Consider the following 16350-nt stretch of genomic DNA (forward strand, 5'->3'; position numbering starts at 1 on the left):
TCTCCCTATGAATAAAAGAAATACATATTTAACGAGGCTATCCTTGCAACTTTTCCCAAATCAACTCAGTTTAAAGGAGCTGTAAGCAATTCTGCGGATTCTGGCTCCATGGCAGATACATCGAAAATCCGGATTTCCGGCGCCTTCGACGCCATCTGCGGCGCTATTGTTCGCGCCGGCGGGCCCGTTTTCGATTTCCTGACTTTCCGTTCGACCGGTAGATCTCCGCGGGAAGTGCCGCGTTCGCCCGAGGCGCGGCGGCTTTCGCTCTCCGAGCAATGGCACCGGCTTTCCGAGATCGTCATGGGCGCTGCGACCCGGGCCGAGGAGGCCGCGCGATGCCATGCTTCAGCAACTCTACAGCTCGACCTCGCTCAATATGCGTTGACCTCGCTGGTCGATGAACTATCGGCCGTGATGGATGTGGGCGGCCGCCGCCGTGGGGCGACCTTGCACGTGCTCGGCGTGGCGCCGGCATCGCCCCGGCCCACCATGGGCGATGCGATCGCCGCGTAACCGTTTTGCCAATCACGTTATGGCGTGAGGATCCCAGCCACCAGGTCTAGGCCCCTCTAGCCAAGCGGGGCATATTACCGGGCCCTTTCGCGACGACATTCCGGCGCTTTCAGAAATCTGGGCTCGCTTTTGACGCGCCTTTCAAACTGGTATTGATAGGCCTCCGGCAGCGCGCATGAAATCGGCCGGGTGAATTAGGACGACATTGGTGTCTGACGAAGCACGATCCCACCAGCCTGAGCCTCTCTCCGTTGCCGCTTCCCGTCCGGGCGCTCGCGCGCAGGATGCGATCGTGCGCATGCTGTCGGAGCCGCTGGAGGCGGGGCTCTATCTCGTTTCGACGCCCATCGGCAATCTTGGCGATATTACGCTGAGGGCTCTTGGCGTGCTCGCTCGCGCCGACGTCGTCTATTGCGAAGATACGCGGCATTCCGCGAAGCTTCTGCAGCACTATTCGATCACGGCGCGTATGCGGCCGTTCCACGAGCATAACGAAGATCGGGAAATCGAACGCGCTATCGGCGAGCTTCAGGCGGGCAAGCGCATCGCCATCATTTCGGATGCGGGAACGCCGCTGTTGTCGGATCCCGGGTTCAAGCTCGTTCGCGCTGCTGCGCAGGCTGGCGTGCCCGTCGTTCCCATTCCCGGCGCGTCGGCGCTGCTCGCGGCTTTGACGGCCAGCGGCCTGCCGACGGATGCGTTCTTTTTCGCGGGATTTTTGCCGCCGAAACAGGCGTCGCGGCGGGCGCGGCTGGCGGAGCTGTCGGCCATTCCAGGCAGCCTCGTTTTCTATGAGGCCCCGCACCGGGCGGCGGAAACGCTGCAGGATATGGCGGAGCTTTTGGGCGAACGGCAGGCGGTCGTGGCGCGTGAGCTGACGAAAATGCACGAGGAAATCGCCCGTGGCAGTCTCGTTGAGCTTGCCGGGACGGCGTCGGCCGACATGAAGGGCGAGGTCGTGATCGTCGCCGGTCCGGCGCAAGCGCAGGCCGTCAGCGACGAGATGCTGGGCGACCGGCTTGCAGGGGCGCTCAAGGTGATGAGCCTCAAAGATGCGGCGCGGGCCCTCGCCGACGAGTTCGGAGTTCCTAAGGCGCGGGTCTACGGGCTCGGCATCAAGTCGAAGGGCAGGTAGCGATGAGCTCAAACATCAACGATGAATTTCGGCAGAGGTTTGAGCGGCGAAGGCGGCACCACAGCGGGCTCAGGGCGGAGACGATTGTCGCCGCGGTGTACGCGCTGAGCGGTCACCGCATTCTGGGCCGGCGCTTCAAGACGCCTGTCGGAGAGATCGACCTCATCGCGATCCGCAAGAACCGGGTGGCGTTCATCGAGGTCAAGCGGCGTCCGACGACGGAAGACGCGGAGGATGCGATTACGCTTACGATGCGGCGGCGGGTGCGGCGGGCTGCCGATCTGTGGCTCGCAAGAAACCCGCAGTATCAGACCCACGACATCGGTTTCGATCTGGTTTTCGTCGTGCCGTGGCGTTTCCCAATCATCATGCGGGACGCCCTCTAGGCAAAAAAAGAGCCCGCGTGAGCGGGCTCGAAGTGGTCGGGACTGCGAGGTCCAGGGACGCAAACTCGAAACAGAACTTGCAAAGCGCGAGCCGGGCGGCGCGCGCGATGATTCTTTTCTAGCGGACCCTGGCTGAACGCAGCTTGAACGGAGCGGAAAATTTCCTTGAGGCGCCGGGTGGACCTTTTTGGCCGCTTCATGGGGCGCGAAGCTCCCGATCCGGCTGATTTGGCGGCGTTATGCGGCAACCCGCCCTCTTGGCACACGGTTGAAGCGTTCGGGAGTGCATGTTAAGGACAGCCCGGCTTTGGAGGGGGCGGCTGGTGGGTTCCGGCCCCGTGCGCTCTTTTTTGTCAAAAGCCTTTCCTTGGAGCGGGCGGATTCTTGGGGCTTTTCATGCCCTGCCCGCCCTCTATGCGCCTGAAGGCGCGACGGTGAGAGCGACGTGGCGACGAACGACACAATCGTTGAAGGAGTGGCTGGGCGCTACGCGTCGGCTCTGTTCGATCTTGCGAACGAAAGCTCCAGCACTGCAGAAATTGAGAGCGACCTCGTAAAGTTCCAGGCGCTCTTGGACGAAAGCGCGGATCTCGTGCGCCTCGTGCGCAGCCCGGTCATTGCCGCCGACGACCAGAGCCGGGCGGTCGCCGCCATTCTGGACAAGGCCGGCATCGGCGGTCTGACCGCCAACTTCATCAAGCTCGTGACGGCCAACCGCCGTCTCTTTGCCATCCAGGACATCATCAAGGCGTTCCGCGCGCTGGCAGCGAAAGCTCGCGGCGAGGTCAGCGCTGAGGTGACGAGCGCGTTCGCCCTCAATGACGGCCAGGTTGCCTCGCTGAAGGAAGCGCTCAAGGCTTCGGTCGGCAAGGACGTGACGCTGCAGACGCGCGTCGATCCGAGCATCCTCGGCGGTCTGATCGTCAAGGTCGGCAGCCGCATGATCGATTCATCGCTCAAGACCAGACTTCAGAACCTGAAGCTGGCGCTGAACGAAGCTCAGGCCTAAGCGCGCACCCAGCTGTGCGCGCGGCGGCCTAGCATAAGAAATTTGGAACAAGGGGCCGGACCAGGCCCCGTCAATGGAAACGACCAGGGAAGAGGTCTCAATGGAAATCCGGGCCGCAGAAATTTCTTCGATCCTCAAGGATCAGATCAAAAACTTCGGCAAGGATGCCGAGGTCTCCGAAATCGGCACCGTGCTGTCCGTTGGTGACGGCATCGCGCGCGTTTACGGCCTCGACAACGTCCAGGCCGGCGAAATGGTCGAGTTCCCTGGCGGCATTCGCGGCATGGCGCTGAACCTCGAAGCCGACAACGTCGGCGTCGTTATTTTCGGCGACGACCGCACGATCAAGGAAGGCGACACCGTCAAGCGTACGGGCGCGATCGTCGAAGTTCCGGTCGGCAAGGGCCTCCTCGGCCGCGTCGTTGACGGTCTCGGCAACCCGATCGACGGCAAGGGCCCGATCAAGGCCGAGAAGTTCATGCGCGTCGACGTCAAGGCGCCTGGCATTCTTCCCCGTAAGTCGGTCCATGAGCCGATGGCGACCGGCCTCAAGGCCATCGACTCGCTCATCCCGATCGGCCGCGGCCAGCGCGAACTCGTCATCGGTGACCGCCAGACCGGCAAGACCGCGGTCGTTCTCGACACCTTCCTCAATCAGAAGCCGCTGAACCAGGGCACAGACGAGAGCGCCAAGCTCTATTGCGTCTACGTCGCCGTCGGCCAGAAGCGCTCGACCGTCGCGCAGTTCGTCAAGGTTCTCGAAGAGCGCGGCGCTCTGGAATACTCCATCGTCGTCGCCGCAACGGCTTCCGATCCGGCGCCGATGCAGTACCTCGCACCGTTCACCGGCTGCACGATGGGCGAATACTTCCGCGACAACGGCATGCACGCCGTTATCGCATATGACGATCTTTCCAAGCAGGCCGTCGCTTACCGTCAGATGTCGCTTCTGCTCCGCCGTCCGCCGGGCCGCGAAGCCTACCCGGGCGACGTTTTCTATCTCCACTCTCGTCTGCTCGAGCGCGCCGCGAAGCTCGGCGACAAGGCCGGCAACGGCTCGCTGACGGCTCTGCCGGTCATCGAAACGCAGGCGAACGACGTGTCGGCCTACATTCCGACGAACGTCATTTCGATCACCGACGGCCAGATCTTCCTTGAGTCGGATCTCTTCTATCAGGGCATCCGTCCGGCCGTGAACGTCGGTCTCTCGGTTTCGCGCGTCGGTTCGTCGGCGCAGACGAAGGCGATGAAGCAGGTCGCCGGCAAGATCAAAGGCGAACTCGCTCAGTACCGCGAAATGGCGGCCTTCGCTCAGTTCGGCTCGGATCTCGATGCCGCCACGCAGCGTCTGCTCGCTCGCGGTGCTCGTCTCACCGAGCTTCTGAAGCAGCCGCAGTTCTCGCCGCTGAAGATGGAAGAGCAGGTCGCTGTGATCTTCGCGGGTACGCGCGGTTACCTCGACAACATTCCGGTCTCGGCTGTCGGGAAGTTCGAGCAGGGCGTTCTCGCCGGACTTCGTTCGGAGAAGACGATCCTCGACACGATCGCGAAAGAAAAGGCCCTCTCGGCTGACACCGAGAAGAAGCTCGTCGAGTTCCTCGACAAGTTTGCCAAGGGTTTTGCAGCTTAATCGGGTTCCTTGAGGAGAACGCCCGATGGCGAGCTTAAAAGACATGCGCAACCGCATCGCCTCTGTGAAGGCGACGCGGAAGATCACGAAGGCGATGCAGATGGTTGCCGCGGCGAAGCTTCGCCGTGCGCAAGAGGCGGCCATGGCCGCCCGGCCCTACGCAGAGCGGATGGGTGAGGTTCTGGGCAGCCTCGCCTCGAAGGTCGCCGACCGGAACAGCGCTTCGCCGCTCCTCGTCGGCACAGGCAAAGATCAGGTTCACCTGCTCGTCGTCATGACGGCAGAGCGTGGTCTCAGCGGCGGGTTCAACTCGAACATCGCAAAGCTTGCCCGTCAGCATGCCAACCGGCTTCTCGCCGAAGGCAAGACGGTCAAGATCCTGGCCGTCGGCCGCAAGGGCGCGGAGAACCTGCGTCGCGATCTCGGCCGCAACATCGTCGAGCGCCGCGACTTCCAGGGCGTCAGGCAGCTGACATTCGCGCATGCGGAAGGCTTGGCCAAGCGCGTGCTCGAGATGTTCGAAGCGGGCGAATTCGACGTCGCAACGCTCTTCTTCTCGGAATTCAAATCGGTCATCGCTCAGAAGCCGACGGCATTGCAGCTCATCCCGGCAACGGTTGCCGAGACGGGCGGCGAAGCGCCGAAGAGCACCGGCGGGGCAATCCACGATTACGAGCCGAGCGAGGAAGAGGTTCTGGGCTTCCTGCTGTCGCGGAACATCTCAACGCAGATCTTCCGCGGTCTGCTCGAGAATTCGGCGTCGTTCTATGGTGCGCAGATGACCGCCATGGACAACGCGACCCGCAACGCCGGCGACATGATCAACAAGCTCACGATCAAGTACAATCGCCAGCGTCAGGCGAACATCACCAAGGAACTGATCGAGATCATTTCGGGCGCGGAAGCGGTCTAATCCGGAGGTTGGGCGATGGCTTATGTGACACGTGCAACGACCAAGGGCGGCCGGGACGGGCGCGCGGTTCTCGAAGACGGCAAGCTGGCGCTCGCCATGGCGCTGCCCAAGGAGATGGGCGGCTCGGGCGAAGGCCACAACCCGGAGCAGCTCTTCGCTCTCGGCTGGTCGTCCTGCTTCGGCCAGGCGGTTCTGCTGCTTGCCAAGAAGCACGGGCTCGACGGTCAGGCAGCGAAGGTCACGTGCGAAGTGACGCTCGACAAGGACGCGACGAGCTTCGGTCTCAAAGCCCATCTCACCCTGGCGATACCCGGCGCGGAGAAAGACAAACTGCAGGCGCTCATCGAAGAGGCGCACCAGATCTGCCCCTATTCCAAGGCGACACGCAACAACATACCGGTGACGCTGTCCGTCGCCTGATCAATTCCGTTGGAGAAAAAAATGGCTAAAAACGTAGGGAAGATTCACCAGGTGACGGGTGCCGTCGTGGACGTGCACTTCGACGGTCAGCTGCCGGAAATCTTGAACGCACTTGAGACGACGAACCACGGCAACCGCCTCGTTCTCGAAGTCGCGCAGCACTTGGGCGAGAACACGGTTCGCACCATCGCCATGGACTCCACGGAAGGTCTCGTCCGCGGCCAGGAAGTCGTCGATACGGGTTCGCCGATTTCGGTTCCGGTCGGTGACGAAACGCTCGGCCGCATCATGAACGTCATCGGCGAGCCGGTCGACGAAGCGGGTCCCATCAAGACGAGCTCGTTGCGCGCGATCCATCAGCCTTCGCCCTCATTCGAAGAGCAGGCGACGGAAGCAGAAATTCTCGTGACGGGCATCAAGGTCGTTGACCTTCTGGCGCCTTACGCCAAGGGCGGCAAGATCGGCCTGTTCGGCGGCGCCGGCGTTGGCAAGACGGTTTTGATCATGGAATTGATCAACAACGTCGCGAAGGCGCACGGCGGTTACTCGGTGTTCGCCGGCGTCGGCGAGCGTACGCGTGAGGGTAACGACCTCTACTGGGAAATGATCGAGTCCAAGGTCAACATCAACCCGAAGGACAACAACGGGTCGACGGCTGGCTCGAAGTGCGCGCTGGTTTATGGTCAGATGAACGAGCCGCCGGGTGCCCGCGCTCGCGTTGCTCTTTCGGGTCTGACGGTTGCCGAGCACTTCCGCGACCAGGGCCAGGACGTTCTGTTCTTCGTCGACAACATCTTCCGCTTCACGCAGGCGGGTTCGGAAGTGTCGGCGCTTCTCGGCCGTATTCCTTCGGCGGTGGGCTATCAGCCGACGCTGGCGACCGACATGGGCGCGCTGCAGGAACGCATCACCACGACGAACAAGGGTTCGATCACCTCGGTTCAGGCCATTTACGTTCCGGCCGACGACTTGACCGACCCGGCGCCGGCCGCATCGTTCGCGCATCTTGATGCGACGACCGTTCTTTCGCGCTCGATCGCTGAAAAGGGCATCTACCCGGCCGTCGACCCGCTCGACTCCACCTCGCGCATGCTCGACCCGCGCATCGTCGGCGAAGAGCACTATCAGGTCGCCCGCCGCGTTCAGGCGATCCTGCAGAAGTACAAGTCGCTGCAGGACATCATCGCAATTCTCGGCATGGACGAACTGAGCGAAGAAGATAAGCTGACGGTCGCCCGCGCCCGTAAGATCGAGCGTTTCATGTCGCAGCCGTTCCACGTCGCTGAAGTGTTCACCGGCTCGCCCGGCAAGCTCGTGAAGCTCGAGGATACGATCAAGGCCTTCAAGGGCCTGTGCGATGGCGAATACGACCATCTGCCGGAGCCGGCCTTCTACATGGTCGGATCGATCGACGAAGCGATTGCCAAGGCCGAGAAGCTCGCGGAAGCAGCGTAACATAGGCCAAGCGGTTTCGCGCGGAGCAGTCCGCGCGAACGCGCCGCCAGGAGAGAGAAGTTCATGGCGGAAGCCGGTAAAGCATTTGGAAGTTGCTGCGAGGAGCTGAAAGAAGCTCTCGAAGGCGGCGACTTCGAGCCCCTGATCACGGTTGGGCCCGACGAAGTCATCTATATGACGGTCGGGCTCGTCGAACTCGAGGAAGACGAGCCGGGTCTCGTCGACCACCCGTTGTTCTTCTGCCCGTTCTGCGGAACCAAGCTGCAGACGCCGGAAGAAGTCAGGGCCAAGGCCGGCGCCGATGGCGACGGCGAAGATCAACCGCCTCAGGTATGAGCAGCTCGAAGGCGTTCGAAGGGGTGACGAACTAAAATGGCAGGTACATTCAGGTTTGAACTCGTCTCGCCCGAGCGGGTGCTGCTATCGGTCGACGCCGATCAGGTGGTCGTGCCGGGCGCAGAGGGCGATTTCGCGGTTCTGGCAGGGCACTCGCCCGTCATTTCGACGCTCCGCCCGGGCGTGCTCGACGTGACGACGGGCAGCTCGCGCAAGCGTCTGTTCGTCAAGTCGGGGTTTGCTGACGTCGATCCGACCCGGCTCACGGTTCTTGCCGAGCGGGCTTACGACGTCGCGGAGCTTTCCCCGGCGATGATCGCGGAAGAACTGAAGACGGCGGAAGCCGAACTCGCGGGCGCGAAGGACGACGATGCGCGGCGGACGGCGGACACGCTCGTCAGCGAACTGAAGCGGCTTTCGGTACGCGCCGACTGACCCCGGGGGCTTTCGGCTTACAGGCTAGACAGCTTCCTACAGTTTAAGAATTCGGCACTGCCCGGCTTTTATCGAAGCCGGGCGGTGTTGCGTTTGGCGGCTGCTCATGCGCCGGACGGGAGATCCTGGCCCAAGCTCCCGCGTCCTGTCCCTCCGCGTCCTCGGCCGTTTGGGCTAGGCAACTCTGGACATTTTCACCGGTTGGCTCAGGCACAGAGGAGTGTTCTCCCATGTCAGAGATCGACGACCGGCTCGCCAATTCGGAAAAGCACATCGCGGAAATGGAGCGCCAGGCCAACGCCTTGCACGATGCGGCGCTCTATCGTCCGTCCGCTGTCAGCGACGAAGACGTCGTGCTTGCTAAACAGCTGCTCAGGGCCTGGAAGGCGCTTCGGACCAGCGTTGCGAACCATCCCGAGTTCAGTGAGCGAGCCAGAGATGCAGCCCTGAAGCGCGCAACGGGACGCGCTTAATCGCGACTGGAACTTCAACTGCGAGCGCCATTTGTTTTGCGTTCCGCCGAATTGATCTGCCATCCATTGTTTCGCACCGGCATTCATCCCCTCCGAATAATGCGAAGTCGTTCATCGCGCATGCGAGGCGTTGTTTTGAACTGATAGTTCGGGCAAGCTGCAATCGCATTTCCAACGGACGTATTTTGCTTTTCGCCATCGGTTTTTGGCTGCTTTTATTCTGCGGCCAACTGGCGTTGGGCAAATTGTCCAATGTTGCTCGGTGCTCTGCGCGTTTAGCGGAAGGACCGAGGAAGCTCTGTCGATGGGACGCGGATCGCCTTGAAGCCATATCGAATTTTTGCCTTGTTGCCGCTCCTCGCTTTGCTGGGTGGCTGCAATGCTATCGTGATGAACCCGGCCGGCGACGTCGCCGTTCAGCAGCGCGATCTGATCATCATTTCGACCGTGCTGATGCTACTCATCATTGTGCCGGTCATGGCGCTGACGGCGCTTTTTGCCTGGCGCTATCGCGAGTCCAACAAATCGGCGCCTTACGATCCCGATTGGGATCACTCCACGCATCTCGAGCTCGTGATCTGGGCAGCGCCGCTGCTCATCATCATCTGCCTTGGCGCCGTCACCTGGATGGCGACGCACTTGCTCGATCCCTTCCGTCCGCTCGCGCGCACCGCGCAGGGCCAAGCCGTCGCGCACGATACGAAGCCGCTGAAGGTTGATGTCGTCGCGCTCGATTGGAAGTGGCTGTTCATCTATCCCGAACAGGGCATCGCCACTGTCAATGAGATGGCGGCGCCAGTCGACCGGCCGATCCACTTCCGCATCTCGGCGTCATCCGTGATGAACGCCTTCTACGTGCCGGCGCTGGCGGGCATGATCTATGCGATGCCCGGCATGCAGACGCAGCTCCATGCCGTCATCAACGAGGCCGGCGACTTCGACGGCTTCTCCGCTAACTACAGCGGCGAAGGCTTCTCGAAGATGCGCTTCAAGTTCCTTGCCCGGAACGATGCCGATTTCGACAAGTGGGTTTCCGACGTCAAGGCCGGCGGCGGCAACATGGGCGTCAACGAGTATCTGCAGCTCGAGAAGCCGAGCGAAGGCGTGCCTGTCCAGAAGTGGGCGAGCGTCGATCCGGAACTCTTCCACCGCGTCGTGAACCTCTGCGTCCAGCCCGGCAAAATGTGCATGCATGAAATGGCAGCCATCGACGCCAAGGGCGGGCTGGGTCTCGCCAGCTCGGGTCTCGTCCAGAAAATCGAATACGACAAAACGGCCCGGCGTGGCTCAGCACCTGTCCTCGCGAAGGCCTACGTCGCGAGCGTCTGCACCACGAACGCGCCCATGGGCGTGGACGTGACGGACGCGCAGCCGACGCCGGTGAGCACGACGCCACTTCTAGGCGCGGGTCTGCCGATGCCTGGCAAGAAGCTTCAGCAATCCCTCGCACCGCGACCGTCCAACTCCTGACCGGAACGAATTCAAGATGTTTGAGAACTTCGATCTGATGAAGGCCGTCTTTGGACGGCTGTCGCTGGAGGCGCTGCCGTTCCACGAGCCGATCCTGGTCGCGACCTTCGCCATGGTCGTCATCGGTGGCGGCGCCCTCGTCGCCGGGCTGACCTACTTCAAGCTCTGGGGCTACCTCTGGAACGAGTGGTTCACGAGCATCGACCACAAGCGCATCGGCATCATGTACATCGTGCTGGGCCTCGTGATGCTGCTCCGCGGCTTCGCGGACGCCATTATGATGCGCGCGCAGCAGGCGATCGCGTTCAACGGCTCGGAAGGCTATCTGCCGGCGCACCACTACGATCAGATCTTCACCGCGCACGGCGTGATCATGATCTTCTTCGTGGCGATGCCGCTCGTCACCGGTTTGATGAACTACGTCGTACCGCTGCAGATCGGCGCGCGTGACGTCGCCTTTCCGTTCCTCAACAACTTCAGCTTCTGGATGACCGCTGCGGGCGCGGGTCTCGTCATGGCGTCGCTCTTCATCGGCGAGTTCGCGAAGACAGGCTGGCTCGCCTATCCGCCGCTCTCCGGCATCGCCTACAGTCCAGATGTCGGTGTCGATTACTACATATGGGCGCTACAGGTGGCGGGTGTCGGCACGCTGTTATCTGGCGTGAACCTGATCGCCACCATCGTGAAGATGCGTGCGCCCGGCATGTCGTTCATGAAGATGCCCGTCTTTACCTGGACGGCGCTCTGCACGAACGTGCTCATCGTTGCTGCGTTCCCGGTTCTGACCGCGGTCCTCGCGCTCCTTTCGCTCGACCGTTACGCCGGCACGAACTTCTTCACGAACGACTTCGGCGGCAACGCCATGATGTACGTGAACTTGATCTGGATCTGGGGCCACCCCGAGGTCTACATCCTCATTCTGCCGGCATTCGGTATCTTCTCCGAGGTCGTCTCGACGTTCAGCGGTAAGCGGCTCTTCGGCTATACGTCGATGGTCTACGCCACGGTCGTCATCACGATCCTGTCGTACCTCGTCTGGCTGCACCACTTCTTCACGATGGGGTCGGGCGCGAGCGTGAACTCGTTCTTCGGCATCACGACGATGATCATCTCGATCCCGACGGGTGCGAAGATCTTCAACTGGCTGTTCACGATGTACCGCGGCCGCATTCGCTTCGAAGTGCCGATGATGTGGACGGTCGCCTTCATGCTGACCTTCGTCATCGGCGGTATGACGGGCGTGCTTCTGGCCGTGCCGCCGGCTGACTTCGTGCTCCACAACAGCCTCTTCCTGATTGCGCACTTCCATAACGTGATCATCGGCGGCGTCGTGTTCGGCATGTTCGCCGGCATCACCTACTGGTGGCCGAAGGCGTTCGGCTTCAAGCTCGATCCGTTCTGGGGCAAGATGTCGTTCTGGTTCTGGGTGATCGGCTTCTGGGTTGCCTTCACGCCGCTCTATGTTCTGGGCCTCATGGGTGTCACCCGCCGCCTGCGCGTGTTCGAGGATTCCTCGCTGCAGATCTGGTTCGTCATAGCCGCCATCGGCGCCGTGATGATCGCCATCGGCATCGGCAGCTTCCTCATCCAGATCGTCGTCAGCATCAAGAACCGCGAGAAGCTGCGCGACTGGACGGGCGACCCGTGGAACGGCCGTACGCTCGAGTGGTCGACCTCGTCGCCGCCGCCCGTCTACAACTTCGCCTTCACGCCCATGATCCACGACAACGATGCGTGGTGGGATATGAAGAAGCGCGGTTATCAGCGTCCGCTCGAGGGCTACAAGGCGATCCATATGCCGGCTAACACGAGCGCGGGCATCATCCTCGCCGGACTCAGCGCGGTGACGGCATTCGGCCTGATCTGGCAGATCTGGTGGCTGGTGGCCGTAGGCCTGGTCGCGCTGATCGGAACTGCGATCGGACACACGTTCAACTACCACCGCAGCTTCTACATTACACGCGAGCAGGTTCTCGAAACCGAGCGTGAACGCACGCAGCTCCTTCAGAATGCACGGGCATAAGCGATGACAACGACAACAGTAGCGAACGCAAGCCCGGGCGAGGCGAACGAGGCTCCGGTCTTCTACGTCGCCGACGAGCATGAGCATGCCGAGGGGTCGAGCACGCTGCTCGGCTTCTGGCTCTACCTGATGAGCGACTGCCTCATCTTCGCGGTGCTCTTTGCGACGTACGGCGTTCTCGGCGCCAGCTATGCCGCCGGGCCCTCGCCGAAAGAACTCTTCGATCTGCCGCTCGTCGCGTTGAACACGTCGATGCTGCTGCTGTCTTCGATCACCTACGGTTTCGCGGTGCTCGAGATGCAGAAGAAGAACCAGAACGGCATGCTGTTCTGGCTCGTCGTGACGGGCCTCTTCGGCGCGGCGTTCCTCGGCATCGAACTCTACGAGTTCGCGCACATGATCCACGAAGGGGCGACGCCGCAGCGCAGCGCGTTCCTGTCGTCGTTCTTCACGCTCGTCGGCACGCACGGCCTGCACGTGACCTTCGGCATCATCTGGATGATCACGCTCATCGTCCAGGTGCGTAAGCACGGGCTTATCGAAGCCAACAAGCGGCGCATTCTGTGCCTCAGCATGTTCTGGCACTTCCTCGACGTCGTCTGGATCGGCGTCTTCACCTTCGTCTATCTGATGGGAGTGCTGCGATGAGCACGGGTACGCAGAGCGGGCACGGCCACGGGGCCCACGATCATGGGCACGACAGCGGGCATCCCGAGTCGACCTTCAAAGGTTATATGACCGGCTTTGTGCTCTCGGTCATTCTAACTGCCATTCCATTCTGGCTCGTCATGTCGGGCGCTATCGAGAACAAGGACGTGACGACGGTTGCGATCCTCGCCATCGGCGCGGTGCAGATCGTCGTGCACATGATCTACTTCCTGCACATGACGCCGACTTCGGAAGGCGGCTGGACGTTGATGGCGCTGATCTTCACCATCGTCATGGTGGTGATCACGCTCGCGGGCTCGCTGTGGGTCATGTATCACATGAATACCAACATGATGCCGGGCATGGATCCGAGCCAGCTGCCGTGACCTCTTCCGATGCCGAGAGGCGCGGGGGAATGAACGATCAAAAGGCGGACGAAGGGCGCGCGAGGCGTCCGCGTTCCGCCTTTTCTCTCATCGTGCTGGCTTTCATTGGGTTTGCGGGCATCGCCGGCTTTCTCTCGCTCGGCATCTGGCAGATCGAGCGGCGGGCCTGGAAGCTCGACCTTATCGAGCGTGTCGATCAGCGGGTGCATGCCGATCCCGTTGCGGCTCCTGGCCCCTCCGGCTGGCCTTCTATCAATGCGAAGACTGACGAATACCGCCGGGTGACCGCTGCCGGCCAATTCCGCAACGATCGCGAAACCCTCGTCACAGCCGTCACGAAGGATGGCGGCGGTTACTGGGTTCTGACGCCACTTGAGACGAAGGACGGCTTCACGGTTCTCGTCAATCGCGGGTTCGTGCCGCCCGACAAGCGCGATCCGGCGCAACGCGCGGCGGGGCAGATCGCGGGCGAGGCGACGGTGACCGGGCTGTTGCGGCTGTCGGAGCCCAAGGGCGCGTTTCTCAGATCCAACGATCCTGCCAACGGCCGCTGGTTCTCGCGCGACGTGCCGGAGATCGCAGAGGCGCGCGGGCTTGACAACGTCGCGCCCTACTTCATCGATGCGGATGCAACGCCAAACCCCGGCGGGCTGCCCATCGGCGGCCTGACCGTGATCGCGTTCCAGAACAACCATCTGGTCTACGCGTTGACTTGGTTCACGCTGGCGTTGATGGTCGGTGTGGCCGCCGTGCGGGTCGCGCGCGAGGAAATTCGTGTGCGGCGAGCTGCGAGCACATCCCCGCCGCCGGAGCGAGAGTAAGGTCTAGGTCGCCATGCTGAGCCGAACCGAGACAGTCCCCCACTCCGGCCTTCAGCCCGGAAGCGAGGACCGTCCCGCGGTTGCCGGCGCACAGCTCCCCGGTGATCCCGCCGCCAGCAAGAACATGCTGCTGCTGATCCAGCTGCGCTGGATTGCGGTGGCCGGGCAGATCGCGACCATCGTCTTCGTGCACCACGTGTTCGGCATAGCCTTGCCGCTCGTGCCGATGGGCGTTGTCATCGCGGCGTTGATCGCGCTCAATCTCGGCAGCCTGGCGTGGGTGCGGTCCGGCCGCGAGGTGCGCGACGAGGCGTTGCTTGCCGCCATTTTATTCGATGTCGTCGCGCTGACGGCGCAGCTCTATTTCAGCGGCGGCGCGACAAACCCGTTCGCATTTCTCTTTCTGCTGCAGGTGACGCTTGCTGCCGTGATGCTGGACCAGCGCTCGACGTGGGCGGTGGTCGCCGCCACGTGCCTGAGCTTCGCGGCGCTCGCGGTCGCCTACCGCCCGCTGGCATTGCCGCCCGGCACGGGCGATCTTTTCCGGCTGCATGTCATGGGCATGCTCGTGTGCTTCGCGCTCGATGCGGCGCTGCTCTTTGCGTTCGTGACGCGCATCACGCGCAACCTGCGCGAACGCGACGCGCGGCTTGCGTCTCTGAAGCAGCACGCCGCCGAGGAAGATCACATCGTTCGCATGGGGCTGCTCGCGTCGGGTGCGGCGCATGAGCTCGGCACGCCGCTCGCTTCGCTCTCCGTCATTCTCGGCGACTGGCGGCGCGTGCCTGCGATCGCCTCCAACCCCGAGCTGCTGCAAGAGGTGGACGAGATGCAAGCGGCGGTGAAGCGCTGCAAGTCGATACTTACCGGCGTGTTGCTGTCGGCGGGCGAAGCGCGCGGAGAAGCGCCGCGGGTGACCACGGTCAACACGTTCGTCAACGAGCTTGTCGAGGAGTGGCGCGCGGCGCGCTCGCCGCAATCGCTGCAATTCACGAATACGTTCGGCGCGGATCTTCCGATTGTCTCGGATTCGACGCTGAAGCAGATCGTCTTCAACGTGCTCGATAATGCTTACGATTCATCGCCGGCGTGGATCGGCGTCACTGTCGAGCGTGACGGCGACGCGCTCGTCATTAGTGTCGCGGACAAGGGGCCGGGCTTCCAGCCGGAGATGCTGGCGCAGTTGGGCAAGCCGTATCAATCGAGCAAGGGGAAGCCCGGCGGCGGGCTTGGGCTCTTCCTCGTCGTGAATGTGGTCCGCAAGCTTGGAGGCAGCGTCTCGGCCGCCAACCGGCCGCAGGGCGGCGCATCCGTGACGTTGAGACTGCCGCTCGCCGCGTTGGCATTGGGAGCACGTTCACATGGACAGTAAGCGCACGCTGGTGATCGTGGAGGACGATGCTTCTTTCGCGGCGACGCTGAAGCGCTCGTTCGAGCGGCGCGATTACGAGGTCGATGTCGCGCCGGGCCGCGATGCCCTGAATGCAATTCTCGAGCAGCGGACTCCGGGCTATGCCGTCGTCGATCTGAAGCTCAATGGGGAATCGGGGCTCGCGTGCGTTGAAGCTTTGCACGCGCACGATCCGTCGACGATCATCGTCGTGCTGACGGGTTTTGCGAGCATTGTGACGGCGGTGGAGGCGATCAAGCTTGGCGCGCGGCATTACCTCGTGAAGCCGTCGAGTTCGGACGACATCGAGGAAGCCTTCGGCAAGGCTGAGGGCGATAGCGCGGTGGCGCTCACCGAGCGGCCGACGTCGATCAAGACGCTCGAGTGGGAGCACATTCACCAGACGCTGGTGGATACCGGATTCAACATTTCCGAAGCCGCGCGGCGTTTGGGGATGCACCGGCGGACGTTGGCACGGAAGCTCGAGAAGCGGCAGGTGAAGTGAGTGAAGCGCCTTCTTTTGAGACGAACGAGGGCTCGGAGGCAGAACCGAGAACAACCGGGCCCACGAGGAAATTGAGGCTCCCCCAGATCGAAATATAGGCCCAAGCCTGCCGCCAAAGCGGCGGGCGAAACGGCCGGGTGCTCGGGTCTTCGCAGATGACGATGGGTCTTCCGTCACTGAAGTAAAAGCTGCTTCCTCTCTTGCAAACTTGGCCGGCTCGCTGGAACATTTCGAGCATGCGCCGCGGCATCACGTAAGGCGCGCCTTCGTCTCGATCTATGTCATCGGGATATCCCGACATTTGAAGCCCCAATACGCGGCCTACTGATCTTTATGGAAACAATCAGTATCAGGATTATCAGGGGGGCCAAGTTGGAGTCCCGCGGCTCGGTAAATTAT

At 62.3% G+C, this 16350-nt stretch carries 18 protein-coding genes; all 18 read left to right on the top strand.

Going from position 1 to position 16350, the window contains the following annotated elements; translation table 11 throughout:
* Positions 1 to 108: 108 nt before the first annotated feature.
* A complete protein-coding gene (locus tag VFG26_RS06025) occupies positions 109 to 516 on the top strand; it encodes a hypothetical protein (RefSeq protein WP_325023263.1) in 408 nt (135 codons plus the stop codon).
* A 208-nt stretch (positions 517 to 724) separates the two neighbouring features.
* The gene (gene rsmI / locus VFG26_RS06030; protein WP_325023265.1) at positions 725 to 1651 is read left to right on the top strand and encodes a 16S rRNA (cytidine(1402)-2'-O)-methyltransferase; all 927 of its coding nucleotides are present in this window, start codon (positions 725 to 727) and stop codon (positions 1649 to 1651) included.
* Between the two features lie 2 nt (positions 1652 to 1653).
* The gene (locus VFG26_RS06035; protein ID WP_325023267.1) at positions 1654 to 2037 is read left to right on the top strand and encodes a YraN family protein; all 384 of its coding nucleotides are present in this window, start codon (positions 1654 to 1656) and stop codon (positions 2035 to 2037) included.
* A 445-nt stretch (positions 2038 to 2482) separates the two neighbouring features.
* A complete protein-coding gene (locus VFG26_RS06040; protein ID WP_325023269.1) occupies positions 2483 to 3046 on the top strand; it encodes a F0F1 ATP synthase subunit delta in 564 nt (187 codons plus the stop codon).
* A 100-nt stretch (positions 3047 to 3146) separates the two neighbouring features.
* The gene (gene atpA / locus VFG26_RS06045) at positions 3147 to 4676 is read left to right on the top strand and encodes a F0F1 ATP synthase subunit alpha (RefSeq protein ID WP_325023271.1); all 1530 of its coding nucleotides are present in this window, start codon (positions 3147 to 3149) and stop codon (positions 4674 to 4676) included.
* A 25-nt stretch (positions 4677 to 4701) separates the two neighbouring features.
* The gene (locus tag VFG26_RS06050) at positions 4702 to 5589 is read left to right on the top strand and encodes a F0F1 ATP synthase subunit gamma (RefSeq protein WP_325023273.1); all 888 of its coding nucleotides are present in this window, start codon (positions 4702 to 4704) and stop codon (positions 5587 to 5589) included.
* A 15-nt stretch (positions 5590 to 5604) separates the two neighbouring features.
* On the top strand, positions 5605 to 6009 hold the full coding sequence (locus tag VFG26_RS06055; RefSeq protein ID WP_325023275.1) for an organic hydroperoxide resistance protein: 405 nt from the start codon (positions 5605 to 5607) through the stop codon (positions 6007 to 6009).
* Between the two features lie 21 nt (positions 6010 to 6030).
* A complete protein-coding gene (gene atpD / locus VFG26_RS06060; RefSeq protein ID WP_325023276.1) occupies positions 6031 to 7464 on the top strand; it encodes a F0F1 ATP synthase subunit beta in 1434 nt (477 codons plus the stop codon).
* A 63-nt stretch (positions 7465 to 7527) separates the two neighbouring features.
* On the top strand, positions 7528 to 7800 hold the full coding sequence (locus VFG26_RS06065; protein WP_325023278.1) for a hypothetical protein: 273 nt from the start codon (positions 7528 to 7530) through the stop codon (positions 7798 to 7800).
* A 36-nt stretch (positions 7801 to 7836) separates the two neighbouring features.
* Positions 7837 to 8235: a F0F1 ATP synthase subunit epsilon gene (locus tag VFG26_RS06070; RefSeq protein ID WP_325023280.1), complete on the top strand. Its 399-nt coding sequence runs from the start codon at positions 7837 to 7839 to the stop codon at positions 8233 to 8235.
* Positions 8236 to 8465: 230 nt separating this feature from the next.
* Positions 8466 to 8708, top strand: a complete 243-nt coding sequence (locus VFG26_RS06075) for a hypothetical protein (protein WP_325023282.1) — start codon at positions 8466 to 8468, stop codon at positions 8706 to 8708.
* Positions 8709 to 9029: 321 nt separating this feature from the next.
* Positions 9030 to 10178, top strand: a complete 1149-nt coding sequence (cyoA, locus tag VFG26_RS06080; RefSeq protein WP_325023284.1) for a ubiquinol oxidase subunit II — start codon at positions 9030 to 9032, stop codon at positions 10176 to 10178.
* A gap of 16 nt (positions 10179 to 10194) precedes the next feature.
* A complete protein-coding gene (gene cyoB / locus VFG26_RS06085) occupies positions 10195 to 12201 on the top strand; it encodes a cytochrome o ubiquinol oxidase subunit I (protein ID WP_325023286.1) in 2007 nt (668 codons plus the stop codon).
* Positions 12202 to 12204: 3 nt separating this feature from the next.
* On the top strand, positions 12205 to 12849 hold the full coding sequence (gene cyoC, locus VFG26_RS06090; RefSeq protein WP_325023288.1) for a cytochrome o ubiquinol oxidase subunit III: 645 nt from the start codon (positions 12205 to 12207) through the stop codon (positions 12847 to 12849).
* Positions 12846 to 13235, top strand: coding sequence for a cytochrome o ubiquinol oxidase subunit IV (cyoD, locus tag VFG26_RS06095; RefSeq protein ID WP_325023290.1), 390 nt, complete (start codon positions 12846 to 12848; stop codon positions 13233 to 13235). The genes cyoC and cyoD overlap by 4 nt, the downstream gene beginning before the upstream one ends.
* 29 nt (positions 13236 to 13264) lie before the next feature.
* Positions 13265 to 14056, top strand: coding sequence for an SURF1 family protein (locus tag VFG26_RS06100; protein ID WP_325023293.1), 792 nt, complete (start codon positions 13265 to 13267; stop codon positions 14054 to 14056).
* Positions 14057 to 14069: 13 nt separating this feature from the next.
* Positions 14070 to 15428: an ATP-binding protein gene (locus tag VFG26_RS06105; protein WP_325023295.1), complete on the top strand. Its 1359-nt coding sequence runs from the start codon at positions 14070 to 14072 to the stop codon at positions 15426 to 15428.
* The gene (locus VFG26_RS06110; protein ID WP_325023297.1) at positions 15418 to 15951 is read left to right on the top strand and encodes a response regulator transcription factor; all 534 of its coding nucleotides are present in this window, start codon (positions 15418 to 15420) and stop codon (positions 15949 to 15951) included. The genes VFG26_RS06105 and VFG26_RS06110 overlap by 11 nt, the downstream gene beginning before the upstream one ends.
* Positions 15952 to 16350: the final 399 nt, after the last annotated feature.

Source organism: Hyphomicrobium sp. (genome assembly GCF_035687085.1).
Taxonomy (GTDB): Bacteria; Pseudomonadota; Alphaproteobacteria; order Rhizobiales; family Hyphomicrobiaceae; genus Hyphomicrobium_B.

Bases quoted from the DNA above. Each gene is read 5' to 3' on its own strand.
- VFG26_RS06110 (WP_325023297.1), top strand. From the start codon at position 15,418: ATGGACAGTAAGCGCACGCTGGTGATCGTGGAGGACGATGCTTCTTTC.
- cyoB (WP_325023286.1), top strand. From the start codon at position 10,195: ATGTTTGAGAACTTCGATCTGATGAAGGCCGTCTTTGGACGGCTGTCG.
- cyoC (WP_325023288.1), top strand. From the start codon at position 12,205: ATGACAACGACAACAGTAGCGAACGCAAGCCCGGGCGAGGCGAACGAG.
- VFG26_RS06025 (WP_325023263.1), top strand. From the start codon at position 109: ATGGCAGATACATCGAAAATCCGGATTTCCGGCGCCTTCGACGCCATC.
- VFG26_RS06035 (WP_325023267.1), top strand. From the start codon at position 1,654: ATGAGCTCAAACATCAACGATGAATTTCGGCAGAGGTTTGAGCGGCGA.
- atpA (WP_325023271.1), top strand. From the start codon at position 3,147: ATGGAAATCCGGGCCGCAGAAATTTCTTCGATCCTCAAGGATCAGATC.
- VFG26_RS06065 (WP_325023278.1), top strand. From the start codon at position 7,528: ATGGCGGAAGCCGGTAAAGCATTTGGAAGTTGCTGCGAGGAGCTGAAA.
- VFG26_RS06050 (WP_325023273.1), top strand. From the start codon at position 4,702: ATGGCGAGCTTAAAAGACATGCGCAACCGCATCGCCTCTGTGAAGGCG.
- VFG26_RS06055 (WP_325023275.1), top strand. From the start codon at position 5,605: ATGGCTTATGTGACACGTGCAACGACCAAGGGCGGCCGGGACGGGCGC.
- VFG26_RS06105 (WP_325023295.1), top strand. From the start codon at position 14,070: ATGCTGAGCCGAACCGAGACAGTCCCCCACTCCGGCCTTCAGCCCGGA.
- VFG26_RS06100 (WP_325023293.1), top strand. From the start codon at position 13,265: ATGAACGATCAAAAGGCGGACGAAGGGCGCGCGAGGCGTCCGCGTTCC.
- atpD (WP_325023276.1), top strand. From the start codon at position 6,031: ATGGCTAAAAACGTAGGGAAGATTCACCAGGTGACGGGTGCCGTCGTG.
- VFG26_RS06075 (WP_325023282.1), top strand. From the start codon at position 8,466: ATGTCAGAGATCGACGACCGGCTCGCCAATTCGGAAAAGCACATCGCG.
- cyoD (WP_325023290.1), top strand. From the start codon at position 12,846: ATGAGCACGGGTACGCAGAGCGGGCACGGCCACGGGGCCCACGATCAT.
- VFG26_RS06070 (WP_325023280.1), top strand. From the start codon at position 7,837: ATGGCAGGTACATTCAGGTTTGAACTCGTCTCGCCCGAGCGGGTGCTG.